Origin of the sequence: Arthrobacter sp. ISL-85, from assembly GCF_018613675.1 — a bacterium.
In the GTDB taxonomy this organism is placed as follows: domain Bacteria; phylum Actinomycetota; class Actinomycetes; order Actinomycetales; family Micrococcaceae; genus Arthrobacter.
Window position 1 is genome coordinate 195358 of the sequence record NZ_JAGGPQ010000011.1, and the last position, 17750, is coordinate 213107.

The following is a 17750-nucleotide window of genomic DNA, read 5'->3' on the forward strand; positions in this document are numbered from 1 at the left end:
TTGATAACAAAATACGGGGATGATCGGTTTCGACGATGTTAGTCGCGACAGGTGAAGCGGGCCGAGGATGCAGAATTATCTCGTAAACGCTGTCTGCAAACCAATAAGTGCCAATTCTAAGCGCACTGACTTCGCTCTTGCTGCTTAACCAGTAAGACAGTCCGTCAGCCCGAGGTTGCTATTGCCCCGGAACCTGGCGTCATTTAGATAGCCACTGCTGTTTGCTCCCGTCACCGGAGCAAACGGGACTTTTAGGTGACTGGGCCCGGATCAGCCAGCTGTTTGCAGCATGGCTGGGGCCGAGAAAATCCGACGCAAACTGCGCCCGGAGAAGCCCTGACAACACGACATCGGACGGGGGTTCAATTCCCCCCATCTCCACCCTGGTGGGCCGGACATCCAAGGATGTCCGGCCCGCAGATTAACACCCCGGTCTTCGGACCGGGGTGTTTTTCTTTACCCGCAAGGCCGGGTCCAAATGCCCTACCAAGGCTGCCCGGCACCCCGCTACTTTCAGTGGCATGCACAACGACCCGCCGCAGACACCCACGGAAGTCCTGGACGCCGCAGCGTGCTGGGACCTCCTTCGCGGCGTGTCCGTCGGCCACCTCGCTGTGCTCGTGAATGTATCCGGAAGTCTTCCCCGTCAATTACAAAGTGGATCAGCAGTCAGTTGTATTCCGCACCGGCGAAGGAACAAAACTTCGCGCGGCAGGGGGCCCGCTCGCCGTGGCGCTGGAAGCCGACGGCCACGACGACGCCAAAGCGTGGAGCGTCCTGGTGAAAGGCAAGGCCCTCATCCTGGAGCCCTCAGAGGAGCTCCTGACGGGGGCCGCGCTCACCCTGTTTCCCTGGCAGTCCGGTGAAAAGGACCACTTCGTCCGGATCGTCCCCTCCTCGGTCAGCGGAAGGCGCTTCACCATAACGTCGCCGTTGACCTGGTGGAACCATGTGGGGCACCCAGCAGGCGAGGACACTGCCTAGTCGGCCGCGGGCCCAACGGCTCTTTGCTGAGCCCCCACATGCTGGTAGCACTGACCTATGATCGCGTCCCCCACCGCCGCCGCTGCCAAGCCACCGTTCGACGCCGTCATCTTCGACCTGGACGGGGTGGTCACCAACACGGCGCTGGTCCACCAGGCTGCGTGGAAGGACGCGTTCGACCGGATCCTGCAGGACCCGAGAATTCCGCCGGGCACCAACCGCGCCCCGGTCAGCAGGGAAGACTACCTCACGTACATCGACGGCATGCCGCGCGAGGAAGGGGTGGTGCGTTTCCTCGCGGCCAGGGGCGTGCATCTCGAGAAGGGGCAGGAGACGGATGAAGCCGGAACCTGGACCGGATTCGGCCTGGGCCGGTGGAAGAACACACTGTTCCTGGAACATCTCCGGCAGGACGGTGTCCAGAGCTACCCCGGCACACTGCAGTTGCTGCAGAGCCTCGCAGAGGCGGGAGTGCCAACGGCTGTCGTCACGTCAAGCCGGAACGCTGCAGCGGTCCTGGAAGCAGCCGGCGTTCAGGGTCTCTTCACCGTGGTTATGGACGGCGCGACGGCGGCAGGCCTTGGGCTGCAGGGAAAGCCGGCACCTGATGTCTTCCTGGCGGCCGCCGCGAGGTTGGGAGTAGCTCCGTCGCATGCCGTGGTAATTGAGGATTCGGCCGCAGGCGTGGAGGCTGGCCGACGGGGCGGCTTTGGCCTCGTCGTCGGAATCGACCGCTCCGGCAACCGCAGGCACCTCGAAGCCGCGGGCGCCGGGACAGTCCTCAACGACGTGGGGGAGCTGGATCTGGGCCAGGTCATCGGCAATGCCTGGCACCTGGTATTTGAAGGCTTCGACGCCGGGCACGAGGGACACCGGGAAGCCCTGACCACCCTTGGCAACGGCTACCTGGGCGTCCGAGGAGCGGCGCCCGAGGGTGGACCGTTCAGCTACGCAGGCATGTACCTCGCCGGCGTCTACAACCGGGTCAGGGCAAAGTCCGGCGACGAAATGCTCTTGGAAGAACACATGGTCAACGCGCCCGACTGCCTTCCCCTTGACCTGCGCCTGGCCGACCAGCCGTGGTGGTCCGCAGGCGGATTGGCCGTAGTGCGTGAGCGGCGGGTCCTGGACCTCAAACGGGCGGTGCTGGAGCGCAGGTTGCTTTTGGAGGGTGCGGACCGGCGGCGCCTGGAAGTGCTGCAGACCCGCTTTGCGTCCATGGCCGAGCCCCACCTGCTGGTCCTTCAGACGGTTGTCACCGCACTGGGCTGGGCCGGCGCAGTGGAGGTCCGAAGCGGTATCAATGCCGGCGTCCGCAATGCGAACCTGCCCGAACGTGCCCAGGGCTCTGATGTCCACCTCGCTGACAGGACAGCCCCGCAGCGCCAAGGCGAGGGCCTGCGCCCGGAGGCGGTCTCCGTCGTCGAAGTGGAAACCACCCAAAGCCTCATCCGCATCGCCGCAGCATACCGGACACAGGAATCTCCTGCCGCAGCAGAAATAGAGGACGGCAGGAAAGGGGCCTTCCATTTCCGGACCCTGCACCTTTCCCTTGAGGCCGGCACGGCGGTGCGGATCACCAAGACGGTGGCAGTGGTGACGTCACGCGACCGCGCCATCTCCTCCCCGGAAACGGGCGCCCGAGCGGTGCTTGAGCGTGCCGGCGAAGACTTCGATGCGCTGCTGGCGGCCCACGAGGAGGCATGGCGCCGCGAGCTCCGTCCGTTCCTGGTGGAGATTGACGCCCCGGTTCCGGTGCGCCTGGTCCTCAACCTGCACATCTTCCATCTCCTGCAGACGTTGACGCACCATACGGCCGAGCTGGATGCCGGCGTCACTGCCCGCGGACTGCACGGCGAGGGCTACCGCGGCCATGTCTTTTGGGATGAACTGTTCGTCCTCCCGGTACTCACTTCAAGGACTCCCGATATTGCCCGCTCAGTGATCGAATACAGGTGGCGGCGGCTGCCCGCGGCCCGGCACGCCGCAGCGGCGCAAGGACTGGCGGGCGCGAAGTTCCCGTGGCAGAGCGGCAGTGACGGAACCGAAGAAACGCCAAAATGGCTGTACAACGACAGATCCGGCAGGTGGGTGAAGGACCACTCGCATTTGCAGATCCACTCCGGCCTGGCCGTCGCCTTCAACGCGTGGCAGTACTTCCAGGCCACCGGAAACAAGATTTGGCTCCTTCAGAAGGGTGCTGAGCTGGTGATCGAGGTTGCCCGGTTCTTCCACTCCCTTGCGGACTACGACCAGCAGGGCGGCAGGTACCACCTGCGCGGCGTGGTGGGACCGGATGAGTACCACACCGGGTATCCCGGCCGCGACGAACCGGGGCTGGACGACAACGCCTACACCAACGTCATGGCGGCATGGGTCTGCTCGCAGGCAGCAGGCATCATGTCCCTCCTGCACGGCAGCGAGCGCGCCGGACTCATGGAACGCTTTGGCGTCACCGAGGAGGAAACCGCCGGGTGGACGCACATGGGGACCGCAATGTACGTCCCCTTCCACAGCGACGGCATCATCAGCCAGTTCGAAGGCTACGGAGACTTGAAGGAACTCGACTGGGAGCTTTACCGGGACAGGTACGGCGACATCGAACGGCTGGACCTGATCCTCGAAGCGGAGGACGACGGAACCAACTGCTACAAACTCGCAAAGCAGGCGGACGTCCTTATGCTCCCGTACCTGCTGGGGCATGAAGGACTGGTCACCATCCTTCAGCGGCTGCATTACGGGTTTACCCAGGACCAGCTCAACCAGACCATCGAGTACTACCTCGCCAGGACAGCCCACGGGTCCACGCTGAGCCGGGTGGCGCACGCATCGGTCCTGGCAGGGCTGGATGCGGACCGGGCGTGGGACAGCTTCAGGGAAGCGCTCGACGCCGACCTCGACGATACCCAGCACGGCACCACACGCACGGGTATCCATTTGGGCGCCATGGGCGGAACCATCGATGTGGTGCAGCGCAGCTTTGCGGGACTGCGGTTCAGCGGGGATACGATCCTGTTCGCCCCCAACCTGCCCACGGGGCTGCGTGCAGTCGCCTTCGAGGTTCTGTACCGGGGCCACCGCCTCCGGGTTAAGCTCAAGGACGGGCACATGAGCATCGCTTCCGCACCCGGTGATGCCGGTCCCATCACGGTGCGCGTGTCCGGCAATGACGTGGTCCTGCCGCCCGGCCGGACCCGGCAATTCCCGCTGCCTGCCCGGGCTTCGGGGGTGGCTGCCTCGTGAGGCGGCTGGGAATCCTCACCAGCGGGGGTGACTGCCCGGGGGTAAACGCGGTCATCCGGGGGGCCGTGCTGGGCGGTGACGTTGCGCACGGGTATGAATTCCTCGGCTTCCGGGACGGGTGGCGCGGTGTCCTGGAACAGGACGTGGTTCCGTTGCCCCGGACGAGTGTCCGCGGCATCTCGCGGCTGGGCGGAACCATCCTGGGCACCTCCAGGACCAATCCGCTGCTGGGCAAGGGGATCGACGGCGTACGTGCCGGCTTTCGGCGCAACGGCCTCGAAGGCCTGATTGCCATCGGGGGAGAGGGGACCTTGGCAGCAGCCCGCGAACTGTCCGGACAGGGCATCAACGTGGTGGGGGTGCCCAAGACCATCGACAATGACCTCGGTGCCACCGACTACACCTTCGGCTTTGATTCCGCTGTCCAGACGGCCACCGAGGCTATCGACCGCCTGCGGACCACGGGTGAATCGCACCACCGCTGCATGGTCGCCGAAGTCATGGGCCGCAACGCGGGCTGGATAGCACTGCATGCAGGGATGGCCGCCGGCGCGCACGCCATCCTGGTGCCTGAGCATCCCGTCTCCCTGGACCAAATCTGCTCATGGGTGGTCTCTGCCCGTGACCGTGGGAGGGCGCCCCTTGTGGTCGTGGCCGAAGCCTTCGCGCCCGAGGGCCACCCGGCCCCCTACGCTCCCCGGGGCCTGGATACTTTTGGACGGCCGCGCCTGGGAGGCATCGGGCTGATGCTTGAAGGAGAACTGCAGATAAGGACCGGCATCGAAACCCGCGCCACAGTCCTGGGCCACATCCAGCGCGGTGGCGAACCCACAGCCTTCGACCGCGTCCTTGCTACCAGGCTGGGCATGGCCGCCGTCGAGTCGGCGGCGGCAGGCAGGTGGGGCACCATGGTGTCCCTCCGTGGCACTGACATCGTGAACGTTGGCCTGGAGGAGGCGCTGGGGGAACTGAAGGTGGTGCCGGAGGCGCGCTACCAGGAGGCCGCCGTCCTGTTCGGCTGACGGTGCGCTCCGGCAACTGGCCACGCAACTGACTGCAGGACGGTGACTGCGGGACGGGACTTACAGGACGGACTGTTCCGGCCGGATCCGCAGGACTGCGGATCCCGTAATCCTGTCCGCTGCCACGTCTTCCAAGGCGTTGTCCGCAGCCTCGAACGGGTAGGCGGTGGTGGTGAGGGCCAGGGAAAGCCTGGCTGCCAGGGCCAGGAACTCACGCCCGTCAACCCGGGTATTGGCTGTCACGCTTCGCACCTGGCGTTCGAAGAAGAGCTCCCTGCCGTAATCCAGGGCAGGGATGCGGCTCAGGTGGATCCCGGCGATCGCCAGTGTCCCGCCGCGGTCCAGGGCCCGCAGTGCCACGGGGACCAGGTTGCCCACCGGTGCAAAAAGGATGGCGGAGTCCAGCGGCACCGGCGGATCCTCGTAAGCGTCTCCCGCGTACTCTGCTCCCAGTTCCAAGGCGAGCGCCCGCGCGCCGGCAGAACGGGTCATGACATACACGGACGCGCCCTGCTTATGCGCAAGCTGGGCCGTGATGTGCGCAGAACTGCCAAAGCCGTAGATGCCCAGGCGCCCACCAACGGGCACGGCGGACCGCTTCAGGGCCCGGTACCCGATGATCCCCGAACACAGCAGCGGCGCGGCCTGTTCGTCAGTGAAGACGGACGGCACTGGATAAGCAAAATCCTCCGCGACGGTCACCTGCTCGGCATAGCCTCCATCCCTGTCCCAACCCGTGAACACAGGGGACACGCACAGGTTCTCGTCCCCGCGGCGGCAGTAGTCGCAACTGCCGCAGGCGCCGCCCAGCCACGCCACCCCAACCCTGTCACCGGCCCTGAAGCGGGAGCAGCCCGCACCGGTCCCGGGCACGACGCCGACGGCCTCGTGCCCGGGTACCACCTGCGGGTGCCGCGGTGGCAGGTCTCCTTCAGCCAGGTGGAGGTCCGTGCGGCACACGCCGCAGACCGTTACATCGACCAGGAGTTCGCGGGCCCCCGGCCTGGGAGCGGCCCGGCGCCCCTGGACCAGCGGGTGCGTGGACAGGGGACCTGGCTGGTTCACCCACCAAGCGCGCACCGCATCTCCTGCCCAGAGCCTGCTGGAACCTGCCCCTGCCCGGGGTTGCCTACTCGAAGCCCGCGCGGGTTGCGTCGTCCAGCGGGGACTGCCACAAAAGTGGAGCGCTCACGGTGAAGCGCCTCCCCGTTACAGACTCCGGCGTGATACGGATGAAGTGTTCCTGCCCCACGCCCTGCCAGGGAAACAGGGCACGCCGGATGTCATCCAGGTCAGGCCCTGTCGGCACTGTCCGGGCCGCCTTGCCCTTGACCACGACGCTCCACGCAAGCCCGAATTGCGAGCTGACGGCATCTGCTTCCAGCGCCACGGTGGCGTCCGATTGGATTGCCTGCTGCTTGGTGCCGGCGCCGGTGCGGAAAACCAGCGTTTGGCCGTCCACCTTGTAGTTGACGGGAAAGACGTCGGGATGCCCCTCGGCGATGACGGCCAGCCGTCCCACCCCGGTTTGGCCGAGGAGCGTCCAGCACTCTTCGGCATCGAGGATTTCCGGCAGAGGTATGTTCGTGTTGTCAGTCATAGGCCACAGCGTAGGCAACTCTCCAGCGTCCGGAAAGGGCATAAAGGCCCGCGGGAAATGAAGGACCTATGGCACTGAGGAGGCGCGTGGCCCGGTGGCAGGCTGTGGGATGCCTGCTGGGACTGCATAATCCGCGCTGGCTGCCCGGCAGGCCAGGTAAAGCATGCCTTCACCCTAAGGAGAATCCCATGAAAGCCCTCGTCTACGGCGGACCCGGGGACAAGTCCTGGACCGATGTCCCGGACCCGCGAATACAGCAACCAGGCGACGCTATTGTCAAAGTCGATACCACCACCATCTGCGGCACCGACCTGCACATCCTCAAAGGCGACGTTCCCGCCGTCGAGAAGGGCCGCATCCTGGGGCATGAAGGCGTGGGAACCGTCGTGGAAACCGGACCGTCCGTCAGCGGACTGAAGGTGAACGACCGTGTCATCATCTCGTGCATCAAATCCTGCGGCCACTGTGCGAATTGCAGGACCGGTCTCTATTCACACTGCCTGGGAGGCGAGGGCCAGGAAGGGACCGGATGGATCTTCGGCCACCTGATCGACGGGACCCAGGCGGAGTATGTCCGCGTCCCGTATGCCGAAAACTCGCTGTACTTGTTACCCGGGGGCGTCAGTGACGAACAAGCAGTGATGCTGTCCGATATCCTTCCCACCGGATTCGAAATCGGCGTCCAGTACGGCCGGGTTAAGCCCGGCGACACCGTAGCGGTGGTTGGCGCCGGGCCGGTGGGACTTGCGGCGATCACCACGGCAGGGCTCTACGGTGCCGCCACGGTCGTGGCAATCGACCTCGATGCCAACCGGCTTCAAAAGGCAAGGGACTTCGGCGCCACGCACACTGTCCTCTCGGGCAGCGGCGACTGGAAGGAACAGGTCCTGGCCCTGACAGGAGGCCACGGCGTCGACGTGGCCATCGAGGCCGTGGGCGTCCCCGCAACCTTCGAGATGTGCACGCAGATAGTGCGGGCCGGCGGATCCGTGGCCAACGTGGGCGTGCACGGAAAACCAGTGGAACTGCACCTGGAAAATCTTTGGATCCAGAACATCAACATCAGCATGGGGCTGGTCAATACCAACACGACGCCGATGCTGCTCAAGCTGGTGGCCCAGGGAAAAATCAGGGCGGAGAAATTCGCCACGCACCACTTCGGCTTCGATCAGTTCCTCGACGCCTACGAAACCTTCTCGCGGGCTGCCGAGACCAAGGCCCTGAAAGTAATCCTTACGGCGTGAGTCCTGGCCTGGAGCTGTGGAGGGGTGGCTGGACCTACAGCCAGTCCGCGGAGAAGTCGACCGGCGGCCACCACCGCGTCCGTGACCTGACTGCGAAACGGCGTCCGGAGATGTCTGTGGGGGTGAGGGCCACCAGATGGTCCTTGATACCCGGCTCCCACGGCTCCCGGTCGGCATCAGCGTCCGGAAGGGCCATCCGGGTTTCATCGAAAGGTTCCGGCCTGCCCTTGGCCACCACGCTCCAGACCTCCGTGGCATACGGGTTGAGCCCGTCCACCTCGAGCGCGGCCACCGCACCGCTGAGCAGGGCGCGAAGCTTGGTGCCCGGTGCCGTACGGAACACCAGCGTTTCCCCGGCTACGGAGAAATTCACGGGAAAGATCTCCGGAATATCACCATTAATGACTGCCAGCCGGCCGATATAGGAAGCGCGAAGATACCGCCAGCATTCGTCCGGATTCAGCAGTTCGGTTCGAGACCCAGCAGGGGAATCAGTCATGCTACCGATCCTAGGGCCTGGACAGCAGGCGCGCACGGGTGGGGGCCGCGCCCGGGGCGGCGCCTGGACGTTGAAACAGGAATGTCAGCCGCATTTGACTTCGAGCAGGTGTGCAGCAGCGTTCACCCAAGGCGTAGCTGGACCGGGACTGGATTTGGGCCGTCCATCGTTGATTCCCGTAAGGCCCCTGAGGGCACCCGACAGCCAAGAGCGGTACTGAATCCGGAGGTGCGCCATGGAACAGGCGCAGGAAGGCATGCCAGCGGACAATGACGACGTCCTGGACTCGTATTCGCAGACAGTAATGCGGGTCGCGGCAGCGGTTACGCCGCACGTGGCAGCAATTGAGATGACGGCGCAGCGCCGCAACGGACGTATCAGGGTGGGCGCAGGCTCCGCGGTGCTCTTCACGGAGGACGGTTACCTGCTCACAAATTCCCATGTGGTGGGCGGCACCCGGCAAGGATTCGCCGTCTTTGGCGATGGCAGCAGGATGGAGCTGGAACTGGTGGGCGCGGACCCACTGTCCGACCTTGCGGTGGTGCATGGTTCGCGGCCAGGAATCCGGCCTGCAGAATTCGGCGCGGCGGAGTCCCTCCGGGTGGGCCAATTGGTGGTCGCTGTGGGAAATCCGCTGGGACTGGCCGGCTCCGTGACGGCGGGGGTGGTCAGCGGACTGGGCAGGGCCATTCCGGTCTGGTCCGGCGGTAACAGGCGGGTCATCGAGGATGTCATCCAGACCGACGCGGCGCTGAACCCCGGCAACTCCGGTGGTGCCCTGGCGGACACCCACTCCAGGATCGTAGGCATCAACACCGCGGTGGCCGGTGCCGGCCTGGGGTTGGCCATCCCGATCAACGCCACCACGCGCAGGATCATTTCGGCCCTGTTGTCAGACGGGAGGGTGCGCCGCGCCTACCTGGGGCTGGTGAGCACGCCAATGCAGCTCGGCCCCAGCGCCGTGATACGCACCGGGCTGCGCGAAGGGCTCCGTGTGGTTGAGGTGCTGCCTGGATCGCCCGCTGACAAAGCAGGCCTGTCAGCCGGGGACATCATCGCTACCGCCGGTGGCCGCCCCGTCAGCAATGCCGAGAGCCTGCAGCGCCTGCTGTTTGCAGACGCCATTGGCCAGCCGCTCGACCTGGCCGTCCTGCGCGAAGGCGCCGAACTTCATCTGACGGCTGTTCCGGAGGAAATGACGGGTAACGGGACCCCGTAAGGGCTACGGGCTGACTTGAGGGGCTTCCACGTCCGCGATGCCCACGAAACGTGTCCCCACGCCGTCGTACTCGCTGCGGATGCAGCCGGGACGCACGGCAGGGACGTCGGAGGGAGGGTGATGCCCGCACACCACGTAGGTGAAGTCCGGCCACCACTTCTTGGGCCGCGCCGCTTCCTCATACCCGCAGACGGCGCATTCCAGATGTACCCAGACAGGCCGCTTGCCGGTCCGGTTGGCCCGTGACTGCACCAGCCAGGGCGGGGGATTGTCCAGGATGCTGCGGAGCTCGGCCTCCGACATCCATTTCGGCAGGCCGTGCCGCTGTGCCATCTCAAGGGGAACATCAAGGGTTATTGCTGCGTCACGTCTGCTGATCATCACCCTCCACGATACGGGAGGCGGCCAAATCAGCGGCCGGAACCCGACCTAGCCGTCCAGGATGCAGCCTGGATGCGGGGTGTCGCTGGAGACCCACAACGCTGAGGCGATTTCATCGGCGAGGTCGTAATCGCGGGTGCCGCCGGGACCGGCAATCCGCACCATCAGTGCGCCACCAAAGGGCCTCCGGCCCGTCACCTCAACCTCTGCGTCGAGATCGATGTCCTGGGCGGCGAGGTACCGCAGGAGCTCTGGATTGTCATCGCTGATCCGGGTGATCCTGCCGCTGTGCCCCTGGTCCAGCCCGGCGAGCAGGTGCGCCCGCGGCAGCAGCACCTGGCCGTCCGCCGTCGGGATCGGGTCGCCGTGCGGGTCCCGTTTCGGGTCTCCCAGTTTGGCGGCCACGCGTTCGATGAACGTGTCCGAGACTGCGTGCTCCAGCTGCTCCGCCTCATCGTGGACCTCGTCCCAGCTGTAGCCGAGCCGCTGGACCAGGTAGGTTTCGATGAGCCGGTGGCGGCGGACCATTGACAGGGCCAGGCGCAGGCCGGCCTCGGTCAGCGTGACGGCGCTGTACGGCTTGTGGTCCACCAGGCCCTGGTCCTTCAGCTTGCGGACCATCTCGGACACCGAGGAATTGGCCACCCCCAGCCGCTGTGCCAGCTGGGATGACGTGATGGGCTTGTCCTGCCATTCCGTGAAGGAATAGATGACCTTGACGTAGTCCTCGATCGAGGAGGAGGGCGCGCCGGTCTTCACGCGTCCAAGCCTACCGGTTTAGCGGCCGCGGCAAGGGCAGCGGTCATGCCTTAACTGCCCGCCAGGCCAGGGTGAGGTACGGAAGGCCGAGTTCCTGGCCATCGCTGTAGGCAAGGTGTTCATGCAGGTACCAGTCCAGGTTGGCCATGACCTTGGCCCGCGTCGCCTGGCCCGCCCGCAGGTAGTAGCTGCGCGACTTGGTCAGTTCCATCAGGTCGATGGTGGTCACCGTATCCTCCCAGTGGCTGACATGCCCTTCGAGCCCGTGGAATTCGGGTCCGACGACGGGCTTGTGGCCAGGCCGGTAGACATCGCCGGCGTGCATGATCCGGGAAAGCCGGTGCACCCAGGGAACGGAGGTGTCCAGCTGGTTCCAGACCAGGCCGAGCGTTCCGTGTGGGCGCAGGACGCGCGCCAGCTCGGTGCTTGCCGCCAGGGGGTCGCACCAATGCCAGGCCTGGGCAACGGTAACGACGTCGAAGCCCGCATCCGGAAGGCCGGTCGCCTCGGCAGTCCCCGGCGCAGCCGTGGCGGCGGGGCAATGGGCAGTCAGCTGGGCGAGCATGTCCGGAGAGGGGTCGACGGCGGTGACGTCCAGTCCCATGGCAAGCAGCAAAGCGGTGAACTTTCCGGTACCGGCCCCGACGTCCAGGGCGTCATGGGCTCCAGCGGGCACCAGCCATCTTGCCGATTCCGCGGGATAGCCGGGGCGGACGCGCTGGTAGTGCCTGCCGCCGTCCTGGAAGCTCTCCCCAAGCTCCCTGCGCCGGTCCTGATCCAGCCTGGGGCCACCCCGAACCACGTGTGGCCTCCTTCTTGTGCTGCCGGTGATCTCCCCTCGAAGATACCGCATGTGCGGCCACCGGCAGGTGGCAGCACATGCGGCCTTCAGCGCCGCGGCCGGGCCTTGGAAAGGTCCCTGCTTCAGTCGTCGGTGCAGGGCGCTGCGCCGGCCGTCCCGGGGGTGTTGGGCGCCCAGTGCGGGTAGGTGCGGAAGTCGTTGGCGGGCACCCAGCGGCCCGCGTCCACCACGTAGTCCCATCCGAGTCCGTTACTGCGCAGCGCGCGGATGCCGGCGAGGAGGCGTTCGGCGTCCTCCAGCCGCGAGCCCACGCCGAAGCTTGCGCGCAGGGAACCGGACGGCAGGCCCAGGCGCTTCAGGAGGGGATGGGCGCAGAAGCGTCCGTCGCGCAGGCCCACCCCATGCTCTGCGGACAGGTAGGCCGCCACCAGCCCCGCGTCGTAGCCCTCAACCGAGAAGTTGACCACTCCGATGGTGTCCGTTTCAGGGTTGCTGTCCTTGAAGATCTGGTGGACGGTGACGCCGTCGATGGTCTGAAGGCCCTCCACCAGGAAGGAACGGATGGCAGATTCGTGGGCATGCCACCGGCCCTGGTCGAGCTGGGCGATGACCTGTGTGGCGCGGGCCAGGGTGGCGGCCCCCAGGACGTTCGGCGAGCCCCCCTCATGGCGGGCCGGCCCGGTGGCCCAACTGACGCCGTCGAGCCTTGCTTCCTTCACCGCACCGCCGCCGGCGAGGTGCGGGACGCCGCGGTCGAGCCAGTCCGGCCGGCCTACCAGCACGCCCGCACCGAAGGGCGCGTACAACTTGTGGCCGGAAAAGGCGAGGTAGTCGACGCCGTCCGCAGCGATGTTGATGCGGCGGTGCGGTGCCAGCTGGGCTGCGTCCACCACGATCCGGGCACCGTACCGGTGGACCAGCGCGGCCAGGGCCCGGATGGGAAGGATTTCGCCGGTCACGTTGGAAGCACCTGTGACCGCCAGCAGGCTGACCCCGCCCTGCTCCAGTTCGGCGCGGACGGCGTCGAGGGTGCCGGTGATGGTGTCGGCGGCAACGATGCTGCGGTGCGGAACGCCCTGCCACGGCAGGAGGTTGGCGTGGTGCTCGATGTCCAGGTAGAGGACGTCACCGTCGGGACGGCCGCCCGTCTGCGGCAGGCAGCCCGCCAGGAGGTTCAGGGAATCGGTGGTGTTGCGGGTGAAGATGACCGAATCATCCGGCCGTCCGCCCACGAAGTCCCGGACAATGGTGCGCGCATTCTCATATACCGAGGTGCTGATCTGGGAGGCGTACCCGGCCCCGCGGTGGACGCTTGCGTAGTAGGGCAGGATCTCGTTCAGGTAGGCGGACACCACTGACAGCGCGGGGGCGGAGGCGCCATAATCGAGATTGGCGTACCGGACGTGGCCCCCGGAAATCAGCGGTGCCTGGATCTCGGCGCCGGTGACGGCAGCAAGGGGTTGGCCGGCAACGGCATGGCGTTCAGCAGCTCCCGCAATGGCGGGCTGGGGGGAGACGGTGGCAGTAGTCACAGAGACCTCACTTGAATACAGGACTCCGGCATAGGGAATCCGCGCTTGCCGCATCCACTCCGGACCGGCCTGGTCGTCACCCGGGGCACCCCGCCGCGAATGGAGGGTTGCCGGCCAGCAAACCGGGGTTTTGCGCTGGCACTCGTGACCTGTCTAAAAGCGTAGGACATGGCGCGGCCAGGACCGAAGCCACGGCTATTGTTAAGGGCTTTGTTACGCAGTATCGAACAAACGACGCCGGACACTGCCTTCTGGCTGTATCCGGCATCGCAATATTCGGTTCTGGCGGGAAAACACCAACAGTTGGAGCCGGTCTAGAGCAGGTCGTCCAAATACGGGTTGAGGCGGTGCAGCACCTCTGAGTGCAGGATCGAATTCGTGGCCAGGGCGTTCCCGCCGAACGGTCCGTCCTCGCCCTCAAGGGATGTGAAACGGCCGCCTGCTTCCACCACGATCGGCACCAGGGCAGCCATGTCGTAGAGGTTGAGCTCCGGTTCGCAGGCGATGTCCACCGATCCCTCTGCCACCATGCAATACGACCAAAAGTCGCCGTAGGCCCGGGTCCGCCAGACGTCCTCGGTGAGGCCAAGGAAATCGTCAAGGTTTCCGCGTTCCTTCCAGCCGCCCAGGCTGGAGTAAGAGAGGGAAGCGTCGGAGAGGCTGGAGACGTTGGAGACCCGGAGCCGGGTGGCGGCCGCGAGGGACCTGCCCATGTACGCGCCCATGCCCTTAGCCGCCCACCAGCGCTTGCCAAGGGCCGGCGCGCTGACCACGCCCACCACGGGCTCGCCTTCATCCACCAGGGCGATCAGCGTGGCCCACACCGGAACGCCGCGGACAAAGTTCTTCGTCCCATCGATGGGATCGATGATCCAGCGCCGCGAACCGTGGCCGGTGCTGCCGAATTCCTCGCCCAGGACAGCGTCGCGGGGCCTGGAACGGGAGAGCTGGCCGCGGATGGCTTCCTCGGCTGCCTTGTCGGCGTCGGTGACGGGCGTCAGGTCCGGCTTGGTCTCAACGTGGAGGTCCAGGGCCTTGAAGCGGCTCATTGTCTGGTCATCCACGGAGTCGGCCAGGACATGGGCCAGGCGCAGGTCATCGTTGTAGCTCGAAGCGGGTTGGATCATGGTTCCAAACTACCGTCTGCGGACGCTTCTGCCGGGAGAACGCGTCAGTTGACGCTGCCGAGCTCCTTGGATTCCTGTGCTTCCATGCGCGGGTCTGCGCCAAGCAGCCGCCGCAGGGACGCCAGCCGGGCAGGGCCGGTGGGACCTGCGTGTCCGCCTGCCACCCAGTCATCGAGGCCGCAGTTCACTGCCGTTGAGGTGTGCTTGCAGCCCCGCTCACAGTTTTCGATCCCGGGGGAGAGGTCCGGGAAGGAGCGCAGGATCCGGTCCGGATCCACGTGCGCCAGCCCGAAGGACCGGATGCCGGGGGTATCGATGATCCAGCTGCCCGGCGGTGCGTCTGCCAGGCGCAGGGCCAGGGCGGACGACGACGTGTGGCGGCCCCGCCCGGTGACGGCATTTACACCGCCCGTGGCCCGCTCGGCCCCGGTCAGCGCGTTGACCATAGTGGACTTGCCCACGCCGGAGTGCCCCAGCATCACGGTGACATTTCCGTCGAGGTGGGCCCGGAGGGCGGCCACCGCCGCGCGGTCCAGCCGCGCCGACAGGCCGTCGTCGGACCTGGCGTCGATGCCGGAGGCCTGCGCGTCCGCGGTGCGGCTGATGATCATCGGGAAGTCCAGGTGGGTGTAGTTGGACAGCAGCTCCGAAGGGTCTTTGACGTCGGCCTTGGTGACCAGGAGGATCGGCTCGATCCCGGCGTCGTAGGCTGCCACCAGGGTGCGGTCGATGAACCCCGTGCGCGGTTCCGGATTGGCGGCCGCCACCACGATCACCAGTTGGTCGGCGTTGGCCACCACTGCCCGTTCGATCGGATCCGTATCGTCGGCGCTCCGGCGCAGGAGGGTTTTTCGGTCCTGGATCTTGACCAGGCGGGCAAGCGTGTCCGATGCGCCGGACACATCCCCGACGAGCGATACGAAGTCGCCCGCCACCACCGGCGAACGGCGAAGCTCGCGGGCGCGCGCTGCGATGACAATGCGCTCGTTGTCCGAGTCTTCATCCACGACGGCCGTATACCGGCCGCGGTCCACCGTGATGATCCGTCCGGTCACGGCATCGTCATGGCTGGGGCGGTCCTTGGTACGGGGCCGGGAGCCTTTCTTGCTGGGGCGGATCCGGACGTCCGACTCGTCCCAGGAGTCAGTGCTCCGCGCCACTGCCGCGCCCTTCCGGCCCGGGGGCACTCGCGGCACCCTGGGCCAGCATCTTTTCCCAGAGCTGCGGAAAATCAGGCATGGTCTTGGCGGTGGTGGCGATGTCCTCCACCTGGACGCCGTCCACAGCAAGGCCCAGGATTGCCCCGGCAGTGGCCATGCGGTGGTCGGCGTAGCTGCGGACGACGCCGGCATGCAGCCGGGCGGGCCGGATCACCAGGCCGTCGGCGGTTTCCTCGGCGTCGCCGCCGAGCCGGTTGATTTCCGCGACCAGGGCCGCGAGCCGGTCAGTCTCGTGCCCCCTGAGGTGGGCGATCCCGCTGAGTCGGGAAGGCTCCGCTGCAAGGGCGCAAAGCGCCGCGACTGTAGGAGCCAGTTCACTGGTGTCAGCAAAGTCACCGCCCTTGATCTCCGGGCCCCCGGTAACGGTCAGGACACCGTCGGCCAGGGTGACCGTGGCGCCCATTTGGGTGAGGATCCCGCGCCAGAGATCCCCTACCTGCTGGGTTTCCGCCGGCCAGTTGGGGATTCGGACGGTACCTTGCGAGGCCAAGGCGGCCGCCAGGAAGGGTCCTGCGTTGGAGAGATCCTGTTCAATCCTTTGGTCGAAGGCGCGGATGGGTCCCGGCGCCACCACCCAGTGGTTGGGGACCGAGTCGTCCACTGAGACGCCGGCGCCGCGCAGGGCAGCCACGGTCATGTTGATGTGGTCCAGGCTTGGCACCGGCTTTCCCACGTGCTCCAGGTGCAGGCCCTCGTCGAACCTTGCCCCCACCAGGAGGAGGGCGGAGACGAACTGGGAAGAGGCGCTGGCGTCGATCACCAGGTGGCCGCCCCGGACTGCGCCAGTGCCTTCCACCACGAACGGGAGCGACGACGGCGCGGTGCCGTCTTCAGCGGAAACGGTCACACCCAGGGCCTTGAGGGCTTCGATGATGGTCCCCATGGGGCGCTTCCGGGCGTGCGGGTCACCGTCGAAGACGGACGCTCCGCTGCGGAGTGCCGCGACGGGCGGAACGAAGCGCATGACGGTACCGGCAAGTCCGCAGTCGATGGTGGTGCCGGACGCTGCCGCTGCCGCCGGGAGCGGAACAACCTCCAGGTCGGGCCCAAAGGTGCCGTCACCCGGCACCTCGGTGATGGTGGCGCCGAGCTGCCTGAGCGCATCGATCATCAGGGCGGAGTCCCTGGAGTGCAGGGGCGCCCGCAGCCGGGACGGGCCGTCCGCGAGGGCCGCGAGGACCAGGTACCTGTTGGTCAGGGACTTTGACCCGGGCACCGTCACGGTGGCATTGACTGGCCGGGACGCAAAAGGTGCGGCCCAGTGCTGGACGGGTGTTCCGGATGCGTCCCGGGTGGCAGCTGCTGCGGTCATGCGTGCTTAGGCTCCCGAGGCGTGCTCGACGGCGCGGCGTACGGCTTTGTCCGCCTTGTTCAGCTTCGTGGTGGTGGTCCTGCGGGCGTCGGCGGCCAGGTGCGAAGCGTTTCGGCGGGCGTCGGCGGCCAGGTGCGAAGCGTTTCGGCGGGCGTCGGCGGCGAGGTGACCGGCCCGCCAGGCAAGGCCGGGCTTGCCCGCGGTGTCCACGGACGCGAGCAGGACGCCACCACTCAGGGAGAGGTTCTTGAGCAGCTGGCTTCTGCGGCTTTGCCGCCCTTCCTTGCTGCTGATGTCCGCGCTGCGCCACTCGACGAAGGTGTTCAGGAGGGAGACCACCGTGAGCAGGCCGGCCGAGAGCCTGGAGAACTTGCCCAGGCCGAACAGGACGCCCGCCCCCACCTGGGCTCCACCCATGACGCGGGCCAGGGCCTTCTCGTTCGCCTGGAAGGGGAGCGAGGCCGCGGCCTTGCGCAGCAGCGGGGAGAGCTGCTGTGCGGTGTCGTCGGAGTTCTTGAGCTTATCCAATCCGGCAAGAATGAAACTGGAAGCAAGCATGGGCCTGGCGAGCGTGCGGACAAAGGACATGGATTTCCTCCTGGATGGACGGGCCGCGGCGAGCGGCAGAGTCGGTCCTAGTCTTGCACTTTTGGGGAATATTTGCCCGCGGGAGACGGTTATGGCTGTCGGGTCCGCAGCATGGGCCCTGACGATCATTCACCCGATACGGAGCGGAGTTGGGCCTTGCGGAAGGTGTTGGACGAAACCAGAAAGGCGGGACCGGTGGCAGTGGACGCGCTGGCCAC

General features: G+C 66.5%; 15 protein-coding genes, 1 other RNA gene, 1 pseudogene and 1 riboswitch. Of the genes and pseudogenes, 6 read left to right on the top strand and 11 right to left on the bottom strand.

The genetic code is table 11. The annotated features are described in order from the left end of the window. The first annotated feature begins 15 nt into the window (after positions 1-15). The 4 genes and pseudogenes from ssrA to J7I84_RS09075 all read left to right on the top strand — a co-directional run bounded on the left by ssrA (position 16) and on the right by J7I84_RS09075 (position 5249). Positions 16-384: a transfer-messenger RNA gene (gene ssrA / locus J7I84_RS09060) on the top strand. 137 nt (positions 385-521) lie between these two features. Beyond that, positions 522-984, top strand: a pseudogene (locus J7I84_RS09065) (pyridoxamine 5'-phosphate oxidase family protein). 57 nt (positions 985-1041) lie between these two features. Beyond that, entirely contained in the window at positions 1042-4227 is a 3186-nt protein-coding gene (locus J7I84_RS09070) for an HAD-IA family hydrolase (protein ID WP_214943677.1), read from the top strand. Then, complete coding sequence (locus J7I84_RS09075; RefSeq protein WP_214943679.1) at positions 4224-5249, top strand: ATP-dependent 6-phosphofructokinase; 1026 nt, start codon at positions 4224-4226, stop codon at positions 5247-5249. Before J7I84_RS09070 ends, J7I84_RS09075 begins: the two co-directional genes overlap by 4 nt. 60 nt (positions 5250-5309) lie before the next feature. Here the strand turns inward: J7I84_RS09075 and J7I84_RS09080 are convergent, their stop codons facing one another. Both J7I84_RS09080 and J7I84_RS09085 read right to left on the bottom strand, forming a co-directional pair. Continuing rightward, on the bottom strand, positions 5310-6329 hold the full coding sequence (locus J7I84_RS09080; RefSeq protein WP_214943682.1) for a zinc-dependent alcohol dehydrogenase family protein: 1020 nt from the start codon (positions 6327-6329) through the stop codon (positions 5310-5312). Between the two features lie 49 nt (positions 6330-6378). After that, complete coding sequence (locus tag J7I84_RS09085) at positions 6379-6849, bottom strand: pyridoxamine 5'-phosphate oxidase family protein (protein ID WP_214943684.1); 471 nt, start codon at positions 6847-6849, stop codon at positions 6379-6381. Between the two features lie 188 nt (positions 6850-7037). Here J7I84_RS09085 and J7I84_RS09090 point away from each other — a divergent pair, with 188 nt between their 5' ends. Then, positions 7038-8093, top strand: a complete 1056-nt coding sequence (locus tag J7I84_RS09090; RefSeq protein ID WP_214943687.1) for a zinc-dependent alcohol dehydrogenase family protein — start codon at positions 7038-7040, stop codon at positions 8091-8093. Between the two features lie 34 nt (positions 8094-8127). On the opposite strand, the gene J7I84_RS09095 is transcribed toward J7I84_RS09090, so the two are convergent. Then, entirely contained in the window at positions 8128-8592 is a 465-nt protein-coding gene (locus J7I84_RS09095) for a pyridoxamine 5'-phosphate oxidase family protein (RefSeq protein WP_214943690.1), read from the bottom strand. Between the two features lie 235 nt (positions 8593-8827). Between J7I84_RS09095 and J7I84_RS09100 the strand changes: the two genes are divergently transcribed. Next, on the top strand, positions 8828-9811 hold the full coding sequence (locus J7I84_RS09100; RefSeq protein ID WP_214943693.1) for a S1C family serine protease: 984 nt from the start codon (positions 8828-8830) through the stop codon (positions 9809-9811). 3 nt (positions 9812-9814) lie between these two features. Here J7I84_RS09100 and J7I84_RS09105 read toward each other — a convergent pair whose 3' ends face one another. From J7I84_RS09105 to J7I84_RS09140, 8 genes are all read right to left on the bottom strand, one after another. Next, positions 9815-10192, bottom strand: a complete 378-nt coding sequence (locus J7I84_RS09105) for a hypothetical protein (protein ID WP_214943696.1) — start codon at positions 10190-10192, stop codon at positions 9815-9817. A gap of 48 nt (positions 10193-10240) precedes the next feature. Beyond that, the gene (locus J7I84_RS09110; protein ID WP_214943699.1) at positions 10241-10951 is read right to left on the bottom strand and encodes a metal-dependent transcriptional regulator; all 711 of its coding nucleotides are present in this window, start codon (positions 10949-10951) and stop codon (positions 10241-10243) included. Between the two features lie 43 nt (positions 10952-10994). After that, entirely contained in the window at positions 10995-11753 is a 759-nt protein-coding gene (locus tag J7I84_RS09115) for a class I SAM-dependent methyltransferase (protein ID WP_214943702.1), read from the bottom strand. A gap of 122 nt (positions 11754-11875) precedes the next feature. After that, complete coding sequence (locus tag J7I84_RS09120; RefSeq protein ID WP_214943704.1) at positions 11876-13285, bottom strand: aminotransferase class V-fold PLP-dependent enzyme; 1410 nt, start codon at positions 13283-13285, stop codon at positions 11876-11878. Between the two features lie 36 nt (positions 13286-13321). Then, positions 13322-13435: riboswitch (SAM riboswitch) on the bottom strand. A gap of 164 nt (positions 13436-13599) precedes the next feature. After that, entirely contained in the window at positions 13600-14412 is an 813-nt protein-coding gene (gene hisN, locus J7I84_RS09125; RefSeq protein WP_214943706.1) for a histidinol-phosphatase, read from the bottom strand. A 44-nt stretch (positions 14413-14456) separates the two neighbouring features. Beyond that, on the bottom strand, positions 14457-15572 hold the full coding sequence (locus J7I84_RS09130; RefSeq protein ID WP_214943708.1) for a ribosome small subunit-dependent GTPase A: 1116 nt from the start codon (positions 15570-15572) through the stop codon (positions 14457-14459). After that, positions 15556-16944, bottom strand: a complete 1389-nt coding sequence (aroA, locus tag J7I84_RS09135; protein WP_214943710.1) for a 3-phosphoshikimate 1-carboxyvinyltransferase — start codon at positions 16942-16944, stop codon at positions 15556-15558. The genes J7I84_RS09130 and aroA overlap by 17 nt, the downstream gene beginning before the upstream one ends. A gap of 6 nt (positions 16945-16950) precedes the next feature. Next, positions 16951-17532, bottom strand: a complete 582-nt coding sequence (locus J7I84_RS09140) for a DoxX family protein (RefSeq protein ID WP_214943712.1) — start codon at positions 17530-17532, stop codon at positions 16951-16953. Positions 17533-17750 lie beyond the last annotated feature (218 nt).